Origin of the sequence: Isoptericola haloaureus (genome assembly GCF_036689775.1) — a bacterium.
Classification (GTDB): domain Bacteria; phylum Actinomycetota; class Actinomycetes; order Actinomycetales; family Cellulomonadaceae; genus Isoptericola; species Isoptericola haloaureus.
Map to the genome: position 1 here is coordinate 813,454 of NZ_JBAGLP010000118.1, position 13,568 is coordinate 827,021.

Consider the following 13,568-nt stretch of genomic DNA (forward strand, 5'->3'; position numbering starts at 1 on the left):
GCTCAGCGGCGTCAGCGGCGCGGGACGGACCGCCGCCTCCGGGGCGGCCGGTGCAGCCAGACGCGCAGCCGCCCGGTCACCCAGGGCAGGACCCAGAACGACATGACGGGCGTGAGGATCAGCGTGGTGATCAGCACCCGGAGCACGAGCGGCAGCCCGTCGAAGGCGGGCAGCAGCCACGCCACCAGCGCGGTGAACGCCAGGTTGACCGGGAAGAAGCCGAGCCAGATCGCGATCGACTGCTTCCACCGCGGCGGCGCCGGCAGCAGCGGGGGGCCGGACGGCTCGTCCTGGCGCACCGGCGGGTCGAACCAGCCCTCGATGCCGGTCCGCCGGGTGACCGCCTGCTCCGTCACGAGGCCCTCGCCCCGGGCGAGCCACTCACGACGCTCGTCGGACGTCTCCCAGGCCTGCAGCCGGTCGGCGTCGGCGAAGCGGTAGAGCATCACCCAGTCCGTGGACCCCTCGGCGGCACGGATCCACCCGGAGCCGAGGAAGCCGGGCCACCGGTTGGCGAGCCGGACCCCGGACTGCACCCAGGCCGTGACCTCGGGCACCTTCTCGGGACTGACGATACGGTGGATCGACACGGTCACGGGTGTGGGCGTCATGCGAGCAGTGTTGGGGCTCGGGCGCCGCCACACACGCGGGGACAGCGTGCCGGGACGGCCCCGTTCAGCATGCGGACCCGTCCCGAGGGGGTGCGAGGTGCGGCATTCGTCCCCTCTTCACGGTGACGGCGCACTTCTCCCCCGAGATTGTCGGCCGATCGTCTCCTGACGCCCAGAGCGCACTCACAACGAGCGTCCACGATGGTCTGCGGCCCCGAAACCCCGGCGGCCTGATCGTCTTGCGAGGAAAACCCTGTGACCGCACCCCGCTTCCCCCTGCCCCGGCGCCGCACCGGCCGGCACGGCGAGACCCGCCGTCGCTCCGGCGCCACCGGCACGCCCCGCACCGCCGTCGGCGGCGCCATGGCCGGGCTCGCGCTGACCGCCGCCGTCGCGACCGCCGTGGTCCCCGGCACGGCCGGCGCCGAGACGGCGACGACCGCCACGCCGACCGGCGCCGCGAGCACCGCACCGTCCCCCGGCCCGTCCGCGTCCGTCGTCACGTCCTCCGACAGCGCGACCGTCACCGCGACCGCGGCGCTGCAGCGTGCCGAGACCGTCACCCAGCAGACGGCGTCCCTGCCCCGCAAGCAGGAGCGCCGGATCGAGGCCCGCGCGGAACGCCTCGCCGAGCTCCTGGAGAGCCGTGGGCAGACAGGCGCCTCGCGCGCCTCCGAGCGCGCCCCGCTGCCGGAGTCCGGTGGGCGGGAGGCCCTCGCCGACAGCGCGACGCTGGCCGAGGCGACGACGAAGCTCACGAAGCTGCTGGACGACGCCGAGTCCACGGCGATCGAGGTCCAGGCCGCCCCGCCGACGCCCGCCGAGGTCGCCGACGTGCAGGCCGACCGGGCGAAGAAGGCGGCGAAGAAGATCGCCCGCCACGCCGACTCCCTGGACGACTTCGCCAACGGCCGGGTCCCCGCCGGCAAGATGAAGAAGCTCTCCTTCGCGAAGGGCGAGACGCTGCGGGCCGACGCCGCGGCCCAGCTCGAACGGCTCGACGTCGCCTACCACGCCCGGTTCGGCAAGCACCTGTCGGTCACCGACTCCTACCGCTCGTACGAGTCCCAGGTGGCCACCCGCGCCAGCAAGGGCTACATGGCCGCGGTGCCGGGATACTCGAACCACGGGTGGGGCGTGGCCGTCGACCTCGGGGACGGGGTCGAGTCCTTCGGCACCCCCGAGTACGAGTGGATGCGCGAGCACGCCCCCGAGTTCGGCTGGGACAACCCGGCCTGGGCCCGGGCCGACGGCCGCAAGCCGGAGGCCTGGCACTGGGAGTACGCCCCCATCGGCTGAGCGGCGCCCGCTCAGCCCCAGCCGAGCTCGTGCAGCCGGTCGTCGTCGATGCCGAAGTGGTGGGCGATCTCGTGCACCACCGTGACGGCGACCTCCTCGGCGACCTCGTCCGGGGAGGAGCAGATGGACAGGGTCGGGTGCCGGTAGATCGTGATGCGGTCGGGCAGCGACCCGGCGGCCCACGCCTGGTCGCGTTCCGTGAGCGGCACCCCCTCGTACAGCCCGAGGAGCTCGGGGTCCTCGGGCGGCGCGTCGTCCTCGACGAGCACCACGACGTTGTCCATCAACCGGGTCAGCTGCTCCGGCACCTGGTCGAGTCCGTCCGAGACGGCGGCCTCGAACTCCTCGCGCGACATCTCCACCACGCGCCCATCCTCCCGCACCCGCGGATGCGGCCACGACGGCGCGTGACCGGTATGCTGACCCGGCCGGCCCCCATCGTCTAGCGGCCTAGGACCCCGCCCTTTCACGGCGGTAGCACGGGTTCGAATCCCGTTGGGGGTACTCAGCAGGCGCCCCGGCGTCGGCACGGGTCGGCTGACGGAGTGGCCTGCGCCACCTTCGGCACCGGCATCAGGAGCGTTTTGCCTGGTCAGGATCCGATTTCCGGATCCGGGTCAGCATGGGGTACGCTTCTTCTCGGCTCGAAACGAGCACCTCGATCGGGAGATCATCTCGATCATGGCCCTGTAGCGCAGTTGGTTAGCGCGCCGCCCTGTCACGGCGGAGGTCGCGGGTTCAAGTCCCGTCAGGGTCGCGCATGAGCGCCCGGTTCGTCGGTCACGGCGCCCCGGGCTTTCGTGTCATGGCTCTGTAGCTCAGTTGGTAGAGCGTTCGACTGAAAATCGAAAGGTCACCGGATCGACGCCGGTCGGAGCCACCTCGCACAAGACCCCCCGGACCTCAGGTCCGGGGGGTCTTGTCGTCGCGTCGTCGTGCCGGTCCCCCGCCACGACGTAGCCTGGGCGGAGCGAGCGCCGTCCCGCTCCCGACCCGGCGCCGCACCGGAGGACGACATGTCTGTGCTCGACGAGATCCTCGACGCGAACCGGGCCTACGCCGCCGAGTTCGGCGCCCGGTCGGAGCTGGCGCTGCCGCCCGCACGCGGCTTCACGATCCTCACCTGTATGGACGCCCGGCTCGACCCGGCGAAGTACGCGGGCCTCGCCGAGGGCGACGCACACGTCATCCGCAACGCCGGCGGGCGGGCGTCCGACGACGCCATCCGCTCCCTGGTGATCTCGTACAAGCTCCTCGGCACGCGCGAGTTCTTCGTGATCCATCACACCGACTGCGGCATGGAGTTCTTCACCGACGAGGTGATGAGCGGGCTGCTGGCGCAGAGCCTCGAGACCGCCGAGCTCGGGCCCGACGGGTTCCGCGACGTCGGGGAGGGTCCCGGCTCGAGCGCCGGCGCAGACGTGGACTGGCTCACGATCTCCGACCGGACCCAGGCCGTCGTCGACGACGTCGTGCGCATCAGGAACAGCCCGCTCGTGCCGGGCCGCATCCCCGTCCACGGGTTCCTCTACGACGTCCGCACCGGCCGACTGATCGAGGTCGACGCCGCCACCGACGCCGGGCGCGCCACCGACTGAGGCCGACGGTCGAGAGGTCACCGGCCCGACGCCGGTCGGAGACACCTCGCCCGCGACCCCTCGGACCTCGGGTCCCGGGGGGTCCTGTCGTGTCCCCGACGAGGTCACGCCGGGCGACGCGCCGGGGCGCAGGAATTGCCTGGACCGGTCAGGACCGGTTGAGTGGTACCCACGAACGCGTCGAGGAGGGGAACTGTCGATGACGGACTGGGACGACGGGCAGGCACCGCCCGCCGAGCGGCCCCCCAGCGTGGGCCGGCTCGTGGAACAGATCTCGGAGCAGGCCACACGGCTGGTGCGCGCCGAGATCGCGCTGGCGAAGGCGGAGGCGGCCGAGAAGGCGAAGCGGTCGGGCATCGGCGTCGGCCTGATCATCGGCGCCCTGGTCGTCGTGCTCTACGCGCTGGGTGTCTTCGTCACGACCGCGATCCTCGGCCTCAACGAGGCGTTGGACAATCCGTGGCTCTCCGCCCTCCTGGTCGGCCTGGCCCTGATGTTGCTCGCCGGGGCGTTCGCGGGGATCGCCGTCGCCCAGCTCAAGCAGGCGAGCCGCCGGCCCGAGACGATCGACCGGGTCAAGGAGGACGTCACCACCGTCAAGGAGGGGATGAAGCGGTGAGCCAGCAGTCCACCACCGACCCGGCCCTGCCGAACGGGGCACCCGCCCCGACCCGCAAGGAGCTCGAGTCCGAGGTCCAGGAGGCCCGTCGCGAGCTCGGTGACGCGCTCGACCAGCTCACCACGCGGCTCTCGCCCGCCTACCAGGCTTCCCAGCTGGCCCGCGGCACCCGCCAGGCCGCCGACGACGCCAAGGGACTGTTCACCGGCGCCGGCCTGCCCGAGGACGCGCCGCGATCACGCAACGTCAAGATCCTCCTGGGCGCCGCCGCCGTCGGTGCGGCCGCGCTGGCCGCACTCGTGGTCAAGGCCGTCGCTCGACGCTGAGCGGGCCGCCGGCCCGGTGCGCCCGAACGCGCGTCGGGCCGGCCGTCCGGGCCCCTCGTCGGGCGGCCGGACGACCGGGAACCGGCTACTTGCTGTGGTCCGCCGCGCTGTCGGGCGTCCCGCCCGCGTTCGCCGCGGCCTCGGCCTCCGCCGCGTCCGACGCGGCGCCGAGCAGCGCACGGACCTCGGACTCCTTGTAGCGGCGGTGCCCGCCCAAGGTCCGGATCGACGAGAGCTTGCCCGCCTTGGCCCACCGCGTCACGGTCTTCGGGTCGACGCGGAAGAGGCTCGCTACCTCGGCGGGCGTCAACAGGACCTCGGAGTCACCGTGGAACGACATCCCCTGCACCTCCTGGCATGCGACCGGTCCGGACGGCGCCCGGACAGCTCGACGGCCGTCTCTTGCCATTGTGGGCAGAAAGTGGGATTGAGGCGACTTGAACCGTCCCGGCCGCCTCGCACCGCTGGTCCGGGCTGTCCCCGACGTCGGGCACGCACCGAACGCCCCGTCGGCGCCGACGACGTGACATGCGTCACCGCCACGGGTCGTGACACGTCGTCCCAGGACACGACAACACCGGAATGTCGCACCGAGTGGAGGGAATGCGTCAGCACCATGTACCGTTGGAACCTGAACAGACGAAATCTTCTCTCGGGGCCGCGCGTCTGGGACGTCGCCGCCCCGCTCCTACGTTGAGGGGGTCGGAGCCATGGGCCGCGGCCGTCAGAAGGCTAAGCAGACCAAGGTCGCTCGCGCGCTGAAGTACTACAGCCCTGAGACGAACTATCACGCTCTGGAGCAAGAGCTGAAGGAGTCCCAGACCGACGTCGTCACCGAGGACCGCTGGGGAAGTGCCGCGGACTCCGCGTACGACAACGACGCGGACTGGGACGACCGGCGCTACTGAGGCTCCACGGCGCCCGCAGCACGCTGCAGGACCCCCGAGGGGCCGGACGGTGACCACCGTCCGGCCCCTCGTCTGCACTCGGCCGGCGGCGCGCCCTCAGCGGTAATCGCCCACGAGCCGGACGGCGCCCGCCTGCACGCCCTTCGTGCCCGCGACGAGGTCCTCGTCGGCGTCCGAGGGCGTCAGATCGGCGACCGTGCCCAGCGTCCAGGCCGGCACGCCGCGGTCCCGCAGCGTCGCGAGCGCCGCGTCGGCGCCCTCGGCCCCCACGATCGCGACCATGCCGACACCCAGGTTGAGCGTGTTCTCCAGGTCGCCGCGCGGGACGTCGCCGAGGTCGCGCACCGTGCGGAAGACCGCCGGCACCTCCCAGCTCGCGCGATCGACGGTCGCGACCGTCCCGGCCGGCAGCACGCGGGCCAGGTTCGCCGCCAGCCCGCCGCCGGTGACGTGCGTGAAAGCGTGCACCTGCGCGGACTCCTCGCGGGCGAGCGCCAGGCAGTCGGCGGCGTAGACGCGCGTCGGCTCGAGCAGCTCCTCCCCCAGCGTCCGGCCGAACTCCTCGACGTGCCGGTCCAGCGACCAGCCGGCGTGCTTGATCACCGCGCGCACCAGCGAGTAGCCGTTGGAGTGGATACCGCTGGACGCCATGCCGATCAGCACGTCGCCGGCCCGCACCCGCTCGGGCCCGAGCACGCCGTCGGCCTCGACGACACCGGTGGCCGCGCCCGCGACGTCGTACTCGTCGGGGGCCAGCAGACCCGGGTGCTCCGCCGTCTCGCCGCCGACGAGCGCCGTCCCCGCGACCTCGCAGGCCTGGGCGATCCCCCGCACGATGTCCGCCACCCGCTCCGGGACGACCTTGCCCGTGGCGATGTAGTCGGTCATGAACAGCGGCTCGGCACCGACGACGACGATGTCGTCGACGACCATGCCCACCAGGTCGAAGCCGATGGTGTCGTGGACGTCCATCGCCTGGGCGATCGCGACCTTCGTGCCGACGCCGTCGGTCGAGGTGGCCAGCAGCGGCGCGCGGTACCGCGTCAGCGCCGAGGCGTCGTAGAGGCCGGCGAACCCGCCGACACCACCGAGGACCTCGGGCCCCTGCGTGCGGCGCACCGCGTCCTTCATCAGCTCGACGGCGCGGTCCCCGGCGTCGGTGTCGACGCCGGCGGCGGCATAGGTGAGACGTTCGGTCACGGGGTGGGAACTCCTGGTCGGACGGGGGCGGAGGGCCGGGTCACGGGTGCTCGAGCGCGGACTGCCCGCCGACGCCGACGGAGAGCTGCGACAGCCCGTCCTCCGGCGCGCCGAGCGGCAGCGCGGGCTGCTCGAGCAGGTGCTTGCCGAGCCGCTCCTCCTCGGGCAGCTCGATGGGGTACTCGCCGGTGAAGCAGGCGGCGCACAGGCGCGACGCGGGCTGCTCGGTCGCGGCGATCATCCCCTCGGTGGAGATGTAGCCCAGCGAGTCGGCGCCGAGCGACTGGCCGATCTCGTGCGGCGTCAGGCCGTTGGCGATGAGCTCGGCGCGGGACGCGAAGTCGATGCCGTAGTAGCACGGCCACTTCACCGGCGGGGACGAGATCCGCACGTGCACCTCGGCGGCACCGGCCTCGCGCAGCATCCGGATCAGGGCGCGCTGGGTGTTGCCCCGCACGATGGAGTCGTCCACGACGACCAGCCGCTTGCCGCGGATGACCTCGCGCAGCGGGTTGAGCTTCAGCCGGATGCCGAGCTGGCGCAGCGTGTCCGACGGCTGGATGAACGTCCGGCCGACGTAGGCGTTCTTCATCAGGCCCTGCCCGAACGGGATCCCGGACTCGGCGGCGTACCCGGTCGCCGCCGGCGTGCCGGACTCCGGCACGGGCATGACCAGGTCGGCGTCCACGGGGTGCTCGCGGGCCAGCACGCGGCCCATCTCCACCCGGGCGGCGTGCACCGGGCGGCCCTGGATGCTGGTGTCGGGGCGGGCCAGGTAGACGTACTCGAACACGCAGCCGGCCCGGTCCACGGGGGCGAACCGGGTGGACCGCAGGCCGTCGTCGTCGATGCAGATGAGCTCGCCGGGCTCGACCTCGCGCACGTAGGAGGCACCGACGATGTCCAGCGCCGGGGTCTCCGAGGCGACCACCCAGCCGCGCTGGGTGCGGCCCAGGACGAGCGGGCGCACGCCCTGCGGGTCGCGGGCCGCGTACAGCGCGTGCTCGTCCATGAAGACCAGCGAGAAGGCGCCGCGCAGGCGGGGCAGGACCTCGAGGGCCGTCTGCTCCAGGGTGTGGTCCTCGTCGCCCGCGAAGAGCGCGGTGATCAGCGCGGTGTCGGTCGTGTTGCCGCGGGCGAGCTCGCCGCGGCGCTGGGCGCCGTACCGCTCGGCCACGAGGTCGACCAGCTCGGCGGAGTTCGTCAGGTTGCCGTTGTGCCCGAGGGCCACGGTGCCGGAGGACGTCGCGCCGAGCGTGGGCTGGGCGTTCTCCCAGGTGACGCCGCCGGTCGTCGAGTAGCGGCAGTGCCCGACGGCGATGTGGCCGGTCAGGGCGTTCAGCGCGGTCTCGTCGAAGACCTGGGAGACCAGTCCCATGTCCTTGTAGACGAGGATCTGCTCACCGTTGCTGGTGGCGATCCCGGCGGACTCCTGTCCGCGGTGCTGCAGGGCGTACAGGCCGAAGTACGTGAGCTTCGCGACCTCCTCGCCGGGCGCCCAGACTCCGAAGACGCCGCAGGCGTCCTGGGGGCCCTTCTCGCCGGGCATGAGGTCGTGGTTCAGGCGGCCGTCGGGGCGCAAGGGCATGTGTCGAGTATCCCACAGACCCGCCGCGGGACGGTCCGGCGCCGTCGCGGCCGGCCTCGTGCGGAAGGCTCTCAGCGACGTCTCAGGCTGCGCCGGTCGGCGAGGATCGCGAGGCCCCCGGCGAGCAGCACGAAGAAGGTCGTCGTGGCCAGCGTGACGACCGAGACGAAGACGCCCGGCTTGAGCAGGAGGACCTCGTCGTCCGCCGCGATCCCGGTCAGCCAGGTCCCGACGACGAGCCCGACCACCAGGCCGACGACGGCGCCGACGGTGAAGAAGGCCCGGTAGCGCGGGGCACGCCGCACGCGTGCCGGGTCCACGAGCAGGTGCTCGTCGTCGGCCGCCGTGCTCGCCGGTTCATCGACAGGTTCCGACGGCGTCTCCTCGACGGCGTCGGGGGTCTCGGCGGGCTGCTCGGGAGGGGTGCTGCTCACCCGCCGAGCCTATCGCCCCGACAGGACGCCGGAGGCCCGGCCGGACGCGTCGGGCACGCGTCCGGCCGGGCCCCCGGGAGCTGGAGCGGTCGGCCGGAGCCGTCGGGCAGGGTCAGTCGTCGTGCTTCGGGTTCCCGCCCGGCCCGTGGCCGTTCGCCCAGGACGGGGCGCCCGGTGCCAGGTCGAGCCCGACCAGCAGCGGGTCGTGGTCCGAGGACCGGAACGGCGAGGTGTCGTACAGGATCGTCGCGTTGTAGTTGTACCGGCTGTACTCGTTCGCGACGGGCTCGTAGGCGTTGATGTTCCAGATGTCCGCGCCGGTCACGTCGTCCATCGCCCCCTCGGAGGCGAGCACGTGGTCCAGCGACCCGACCTGGCCGTCGTAGCTGTACGTGTACTCGCCCGTGGTCGGCCCGAGGTCGGTGTAGCCGGCCTCGGCGAGCACGACGATCGGGTCCTCCTGCTCGTAGGCGTTGAAGTCGCCCACCAGCAGCACGCGGTCGGTGCGCGCGTCGGAGGCCACCTCGTCGGCGAACTCCACCAGCGCCGTCGCCTGCCGGACGCGGGACTCGTTGTTCCGGCCCTGCCCGTCACCGGCGTCGACGTCGCCGGGCCACGGCCCGAGCGACCCCTTGGACTTGAAGTGGTTGGTGATGACCACGACGTCGTCCACCGGCGCGGCGGTCTTGCCGCCCGCGGGCTGGAAGACCTGGGCCAGCGGCTCGCGGGCGTTCTGGAACGCCTCCGGGGCGTCGGTGAGGATCCGCGACTCCCCGACCGGCTCGGCACCGGCCGTCCGGTAGACGAAGGCGTTGCGGATGACGTCCTCGTCCGCGGGCACCTCGGCCGGCGAGGGCACGAACGCCCAGGTGCCGGCGCCGTCGGCCGCGTTGAGCGCGTCGACGAGGTCGGACAGCGCCTGGTCGCGGTCCTTCCCGAACGCGGCCGAGTTCTCGATCTCCTCGAGGGCGACGACGTCGGCCCCCAGGTCGCTGATCGCCGCGACGATCTTGGTCTGCTGCCGCTGCAGGTTCTCGGCGTCGGCCGCGCCGCGGGCCAGGCACCCACCACGCACGCTGATCGGGTCGCCGGCGCGGTCGGTGTAGTAGGAGCAGCCCTCGAGCTGGTCCCCGGTGGTGGTGAAGTAGTTCAGCACGTTGAACGTCGCGACCCGGACGTCACCACCCACGTCCTGCGGCGAGGACTCCCGGGTGTTCTCGAACGTCGCGGGCTGCACGTCGTCGGGGCTGTCCCCGGTGAGCTGCTGCTGCGGCTGGAAGGACCAGGCGCTGTAGCGGTAGTCGAGCACGACGGGGCCCGTGAACGTCACCGCGGCACCGACGCGCACCGGGTCGGTACCGTTCAGCCAGGGCAGCGGGGTGTCGGCGCGCGAGGCGCTGGAGTAGTTCCACGACGACCCGTCGTCGAGCTGCACGGCCAGGGCGGCGTTCTCGGCCACCTGCGCGGCGGCCTCGTCCGACCCCGGGCGACCCGCCGTCGTCGGCTGCACGAGCGGGCCGTCGCCGGCGGCCAGGCCGACGGTGCCGTAGTAGTTCGTCGAGTAGTTGTCCGTGACGGTGAACTCGCCGGACGGCGCGAGCAGCATGTTCTCCAGCGCCTCGCGCTCGGCCTCGGTGGCGGGCCAGCCGGTGACGGTCGGCTCGACGGGCTCGGCGGGCTCGTCCAGCACCGTCCACGTCTCCGCGGCGACCTGGGTCAGGTCGTAGTACTCGGTGGCCTCCCCGGTGACCTCGACGTGGTCGCCGACCTCGACCTCCTGGGCGGCCGCCCAGGAGTAGACGAAGACGGCGTCCGAGGCGCCCGGCGTCTCGTCGTCCGCCGGGTCGCCGCCGGTGCCGGCCGTCTGCAGCGTGAAGCCGTTGAACCCGCCGGTCGGGTAGGCCGCGGTCACGACACCCCGGGTGGTGACGTCCTGACCGTCGAGCGGCGAGGCGTCGCCGGTGCCCTGGATCTCGGCGATGGTCACGAGCTCGGGAGCGGGGTCCTGCGACGGCGAGGGCGTCGGCGTCGGCTCCCCGGTCGACCCGCTGTTCTCCGGCGTCGGGGTCCCGGTGACGAAGTCGGCCGCGTTGTCCACGGTGTGCGCGTGGTCGACGCGCGCCACCGAGACGGAGTTGCTCGTGCCCGGGGCGGGGGCCGACCCGAGGTAGGTGTTCGCCGAGCCCCAGCCGACGAGGTCGACGAGGTCCGCGACCTCGGCGCAGGCGGCGCCGGAACAGTCCAGGCGGTCGGTCGAGGAGACCAGCGCGACCTCGGCACCGGAGCCGGACATGTAGATGCCGCCCTCGACGTCGGGGGTGGGCAGGTCGGGCTGGGAGTCGTCGTTGCCGGCCGCCTGCGCGACGAGGAACGACGCGCCGGCCGGGATCTCCCCGGTGAGGTCGGTCTGCGAGGACCACGTGGTCCCGCCGGCCGAGCCGTACTGGACGGACCAGCCGTCGAGCGAGACGGGCTCGTCGCCGGGGTTGTACAGCTCGACGAAGTCGCGGTCGTAGACGCCGCCGTTGTTGCCGCCGCCGCCGTAGACCTCGTCGATGAGGACGGGGGCGTCGAGCGACGGCTCGGCGGCGGCCGGGACGACGACCGCAGCGACGGACGGGACGGCGAGAGCGGTCGCCAGCACCGCGCTGTACGCGGTGCGACGGCGGTGCCGTGGGCTGGGGTTACGGGTCACGCTGGCCCTCCTGGGAGCAGTGATGACAGGTGTCCACAGCCAAGCAGGACCGTGTGAACTGCGTTTGAACCGCAGGTCACCGGCGCACTGCCGACAGGGGACGGGTGCGCGCGACGCTAGCGGGAGGTGCCGACGAGCGCACGGCGACGTGCCGCTCGTGCGTCACCTAGGAGGAGCCCGCGGCGACGCCCAGGAGCACCGCGCCCCACACGGCGCTCCCCGCCCCGACCGCGATCAGCAGGCCGTGCGTCCCGGTGACGCAACCCCGCCGCGCCGCCCACGTCGCCCTCGCCGCGAGCAGCACACCACCGACGACCAGCGCTCCCCCGAACCACAGCATCGCTCCATCGTCGGAGACGGGGGTGGATCGTGCATGTCGGCGACGGGGCGGTCACCGCAGTCGCGCCGCCTGCAGCGGCAGCCACGCGCTGAGGTCGGCCCGTTCCCCCGAGGCGCGGACCCTCCCCTCGTCGGACACCTCGGCCCAGGTGCGCCGGCCGGTGGCCAGTCCCAGCCAGGTCTCGACGTCGGTCTCCACGACGTTCGGCGGTGTGCCGCGGGTGTGCCGGGGACCGGGGACGGCCTGCACGGCCCCGGCCGGCGGCACCCGGACCTCCACGGCGTTCCCGGGAGCGACGGCGGCCAGCTCCTCGAGCGTGAACCGCACGGCCGTCGTCGTGGTGCGGCGGTCGGCGTCCCCGGCGAGCCACGCGGCCACCGCCGCACGACCCACCACCGGGTCGGTCCGTCGTCGTGCAGGCATGGCCACACTGTAGGCCCGGCGGCCGGGTGGTCAGGGTGCGGTGAAGAGCACCCGGCGGTCCGCCACGGACGCCTCGGCGAGCGTCACCTTGATCCGCTCGCCCAGCGGCAGCGACGTGCCGCGGACCCGGGCACGCACGGGCGGTTCGCGCAGCATGACCTCACCGTGGCGCAGGCCGTCGTCGTCGGGCGTGTCGCCGTCGTCGACGACCACGGCCTCGAAGCGGCGGCCGACCCGTGCCGCGAGCAGCGCCGCCTCGACGATGTCGATGCACGAGCGCTCGAAGGCCGCCTCGCGCGCCGTGGCCGCCGCCATCGTGGCAGGCAGCCGCGGCAGCGCCTCGAGCACCCAGCCGGGCACGTCGCGGCCGGCCGACTGGGCCAGGCAGATCTCGGTCGCGTACCGGTCGGCCACCCGCCGCAGCGGTGCGGTCACGTGGGCGTACTCGGCGCCGACGGCGGCGTGCCGCGCGTCGTCCGGCAGCCCCACCCGGGCGCCACCCTGCGGACCGGGCACCCCGAACGCCAGGTAGCCGGCACCGCGGAACAGGGTCGTCGCCTCGGTCAGGAAGGCCGCATGGGCGGCCCGGCGGGACTCGACGCGCGACAGCAGCTCGCCGTACGGCACCTCGTCGGGCCAGTCGATGCCCAGCGCGGCGGCGGTCCGGCGCAGCCGCATGACGTCCTCGACCCGCGCCGGGGGCAGCGTGCGCAGCAGCCCCACGCCGGCGTCACGCATGAGCCGGGCGGCCGAGATGCCCGTCAGCAACGAGATCTGCGCGTTCCACGACTCCACCGGCAGCGTCCGGCGCAGCTCCAGGTCGAACGACCCGTCCGGACGCTGCACGACCTCCTGCTCGGGCACCGGCAGGGAGACGGCGCCCCGCTCGCGCTCGCGCTGCTGGCGCAGCCGCCCGACGTCGGCGAGGTGGACCAGCGGCTCCGGCGCCGTGCCGGAGTCGAGCGCGGTCTGCGCCTCGCCGTAGGTCAGGCGGGCCCGCGAGCGGACCACGGCCCGTGTCACGGCGACGCTGCCGATCTCGCCGCGGGAGTCCAGGGAGATGGTCCACAGCACCGCCGGGCGGTCCTGGTCCGGCAGCAGGCTCGCGGCGCCCTCGGAGAGCACGGCCGGGTAGAGCAGGGAGCGGGTGTCCGGGCCGTAGTACGTCACCCCGCGCCGGTGCACCTCGGTGTCGAGGGCACCGCCCGGCGACACGAACGCCGCCGTGTCGGCGACCGCGTACCGCACGATGTAGCCGTGCCCGGAGCTCGCCACGTGGACCGCCTGGTCGAGGTCCTTCGCACCGGCGGGGTCGATCGTCACGAAGTCGATGTCCCGGCGGTCCTGGCGGAAGTCCTTCAGGTCGCCCTGCGCGGCGACCTCCGCCTCCGCCCGGGCCTCGGCCGGGTACAGCGCGGGCAGCCCGACCTCCGCACGCAGCGACGCCAGCGCGCCGCCGACGTCCTCGGGGGTGGCGGAGGCGATCCGCAGCTGTCGGATGGGCACGTCACGACGGTAGTGGCGCCC

Annotated in this window: 15 protein-coding genes and 3 tRNA genes; 8 read left to right on the plus strand and 10 right to left on the minus strand. The window is 73.5% G+C overall.

All coding sequences use genetic code 11. The features are described 5' to 3' along the window. Window positions 1-11: 11 nt before the first annotated feature. Complete coding sequence (locus V5O49_RS13860) at window positions 12-611, minus strand: antibiotic biosynthesis monooxygenase (protein WP_332902712.1); 600 nt, start codon at window positions 609-611, stop codon at window positions 12-14. 255 nt (window positions 612-866) lie between these two features. On the opposite strand from V5O49_RS13860, the gene V5O49_RS13865 reads away from it, so the two are divergent. Beyond that, window positions 867-1,910 (plus strand): M15 family metallopeptidase, encoded by a 1,044-nt coding sequence (locus V5O49_RS13865; protein WP_332902713.1) that lies wholly within the window; start codon window positions 867-869, stop codon window positions 1,908-1,910. An 11-nt stretch (window positions 1,911-1,921) separates the two neighbouring features. Here the strand turns inward: V5O49_RS13865 and V5O49_RS13870 are convergent, their stop codons facing one another. Then, entirely contained in the window at window positions 1,922-2,266 is a 345-nt protein-coding gene (locus tag V5O49_RS13870; protein ID WP_278237429.1) for a metallopeptidase family protein, read from the minus strand. 75 nt (window positions 2,267-2,341) lie between these two features. Between V5O49_RS13870 and V5O49_RS13875 the strand changes: the two genes are divergently transcribed. From V5O49_RS13875 to V5O49_RS13900, 6 genes are all read left to right on the plus strand, one after another. After that, window positions 2,342-2,414: transfer RNA gene (locus V5O49_RS13875), tRNA-Glu, on the plus strand. A 179-nt stretch (window positions 2,415-2,593) separates the two neighbouring features. Beyond that, a tRNA-Asp gene (locus V5O49_RS13880) sits at window positions 2,594-2,667 on the plus strand. A 50-nt stretch (window positions 2,668-2,717) separates the two neighbouring features. After that, window positions 2,718-2,790 (plus strand) — tRNA-Phe (locus tag V5O49_RS13885). Between the two features lie 136 nt (window positions 2,791-2,926). Next, window positions 2,927-3,508, plus strand: a complete 582-nt coding sequence (locus V5O49_RS13890; protein ID WP_332902714.1) for a beta-class carbonic anhydrase — start codon at window positions 2,927-2,929, stop codon at window positions 3,506-3,508. A 199-nt stretch (window positions 3,509-3,707) separates the two neighbouring features. Beyond that, window positions 3,708-4,127, plus strand: a complete 420-nt coding sequence (locus V5O49_RS13895; protein WP_332902715.1) for a phage holin family protein — start codon at window positions 3,708-3,710, stop codon at window positions 4,125-4,127. Continuing rightward, a complete protein-coding gene (locus tag V5O49_RS13900) occupies window positions 4,124-4,453 on the plus strand; it encodes a DUF3618 domain-containing protein (protein ID WP_278236276.1) in 330 nt (109 codons plus the stop codon). Before V5O49_RS13895 ends, V5O49_RS13900 begins: the two co-directional genes overlap by 4 nt. Before the next feature lie 85 nt (window positions 4,454-4,538). Here the strand turns inward: V5O49_RS13900 and V5O49_RS13905 are convergent, their stop codons facing one another. Further along, window positions 4,539-4,793, minus strand: a complete 255-nt coding sequence (locus tag V5O49_RS13905) for a BldC family transcriptional regulator (protein ID WP_278236275.1) — start codon at window positions 4,791-4,793, stop codon at window positions 4,539-4,541. 370 nt (window positions 4,794-5,163) lie between these two features. Between V5O49_RS13905 and V5O49_RS13910 the strand changes: the two genes are divergently transcribed. Continuing rightward, the gene (locus tag V5O49_RS13910; RefSeq protein WP_332902716.1) at window positions 5,164-5,361 is read left to right on the plus strand and encodes a DUF3073 domain-containing protein; all 198 of its coding nucleotides are present in this window, start codon (window positions 5,164-5,166) and stop codon (window positions 5,359-5,361) included. Window positions 5,362-5,457: 96 nt separating this feature from the next. On the opposite strand, the gene purM is transcribed toward V5O49_RS13910, so the two are convergent. From purM to V5O49_RS13945, 7 genes are all read right to left on the minus strand, one after another. Further along, window positions 5,458-6,561: a phosphoribosylformylglycinamidine cyclo-ligase gene (purM, locus tag V5O49_RS13915; RefSeq protein WP_332902717.1), complete on the minus strand. Its 1,104-nt coding sequence runs from the start codon at window positions 6,559-6,561 to the stop codon at window positions 5,458-5,460. Window positions 6,562-6,601: 40 nt separating this feature from the next. Then, window positions 6,602-8,149 (minus strand): amidophosphoribosyltransferase, encoded by a 1,548-nt coding sequence (gene purF / locus V5O49_RS13920; RefSeq protein WP_332902718.1) that lies wholly within the window; start codon window positions 8,147-8,149, stop codon window positions 6,602-6,604. 71 nt (window positions 8,150-8,220) lie between these two features. Continuing rightward, complete coding sequence (locus V5O49_RS13925) at window positions 8,221-8,583, minus strand: histidine kinase (RefSeq protein WP_332902719.1); 363 nt, start codon at window positions 8,581-8,583, stop codon at window positions 8,221-8,223. Between the two features lie 112 nt (window positions 8,584-8,695). Continuing rightward, on the minus strand, window positions 8,696-11,278 hold the full coding sequence (locus tag V5O49_RS13930) for an ExeM/NucH family extracellular endonuclease (protein WP_332902720.1): 2,583 nt from the start codon (window positions 11,276-11,278) through the stop codon (window positions 8,696-8,698). Window positions 11,279-11,444: 166 nt separating this feature from the next. Continuing rightward, window positions 11,445-11,618, minus strand: a complete 174-nt coding sequence (locus tag V5O49_RS13935; protein ID WP_332902721.1) for a hypothetical protein — start codon at window positions 11,616-11,618, stop codon at window positions 11,445-11,447. 51 nt (window positions 11,619-11,669) lie between these two features. After that, window positions 11,670-12,041: a sterol carrier family protein gene (locus tag V5O49_RS13940; protein WP_332902722.1), complete on the minus strand. Its 372-nt coding sequence runs from the start codon at window positions 12,039-12,041 to the stop codon at window positions 11,670-11,672. 30 nt (window positions 12,042-12,071) lie between these two features. Next, window positions 12,072-13,547, minus strand: a complete 1,476-nt coding sequence (locus V5O49_RS13945; RefSeq protein ID WP_332902723.1) for an RNB domain-containing ribonuclease — start codon at window positions 13,545-13,547, stop codon at window positions 12,072-12,074. Window positions 13,548-13,568: the final 21 nt, after the last annotated feature.

Bases quoted from the DNA above. Each gene is read 5' to 3' on its own strand.
- purF (WP_332902718.1), bottom strand. From the start codon at position 8,149: ATGCCCTTGCGCCCCGACGGCCGCCTGAACCACGACCTCATGCCCGGC.
- V5O49_RS13890 (WP_332902714.1), top strand. From the start codon at position 2,927: ATGTCTGTGCTCGACGAGATCCTCGACGCGAACCGGGCCTACGCCGCC.
- V5O49_RS13860 (WP_332902712.1), bottom strand. From the start codon at position 611: ATGACGCCCACACCCGTGACCGTGTCGATCCACCGTATCGTCAGTCCC.
- V5O49_RS13910 (WP_332902716.1), top strand. From the start codon at position 5,164: ATGGGCCGCGGCCGTCAGAAGGCTAAGCAGACCAAGGTCGCTCGCGCG.
- V5O49_RS13940 (WP_332902722.1), bottom strand. From the start codon at position 12,041: ATGCCTGCACGACGACGGACCGACCCGGTGGTGGGTCGTGCGGCGGTG.
- V5O49_RS13895 (WP_332902715.1), top strand. From the start codon at position 3,708: ATGACGGACTGGGACGACGGGCAGGCACCGCCCGCCGAGCGGCCCCCC.
- V5O49_RS13935 (WP_332902721.1), bottom strand. From the start codon at position 11,618: ATGCTGTGGTTCGGGGGAGCGCTGGTCGTCGGTGGTGTGCTGCTCGCG.
- V5O49_RS13870 (WP_278237429.1), bottom strand. From the start codon at position 2,266: ATGTCGCGCGAGGAGTTCGAGGCCGCCGTCTCGGACGGACTCGACCAG.
- V5O49_RS13905 (WP_278236275.1), bottom strand. From the start codon at position 4,793: ATGTCGTTCCACGGTGACTCCGAGGTCCTGTTGACGCCCGCCGAGGTA.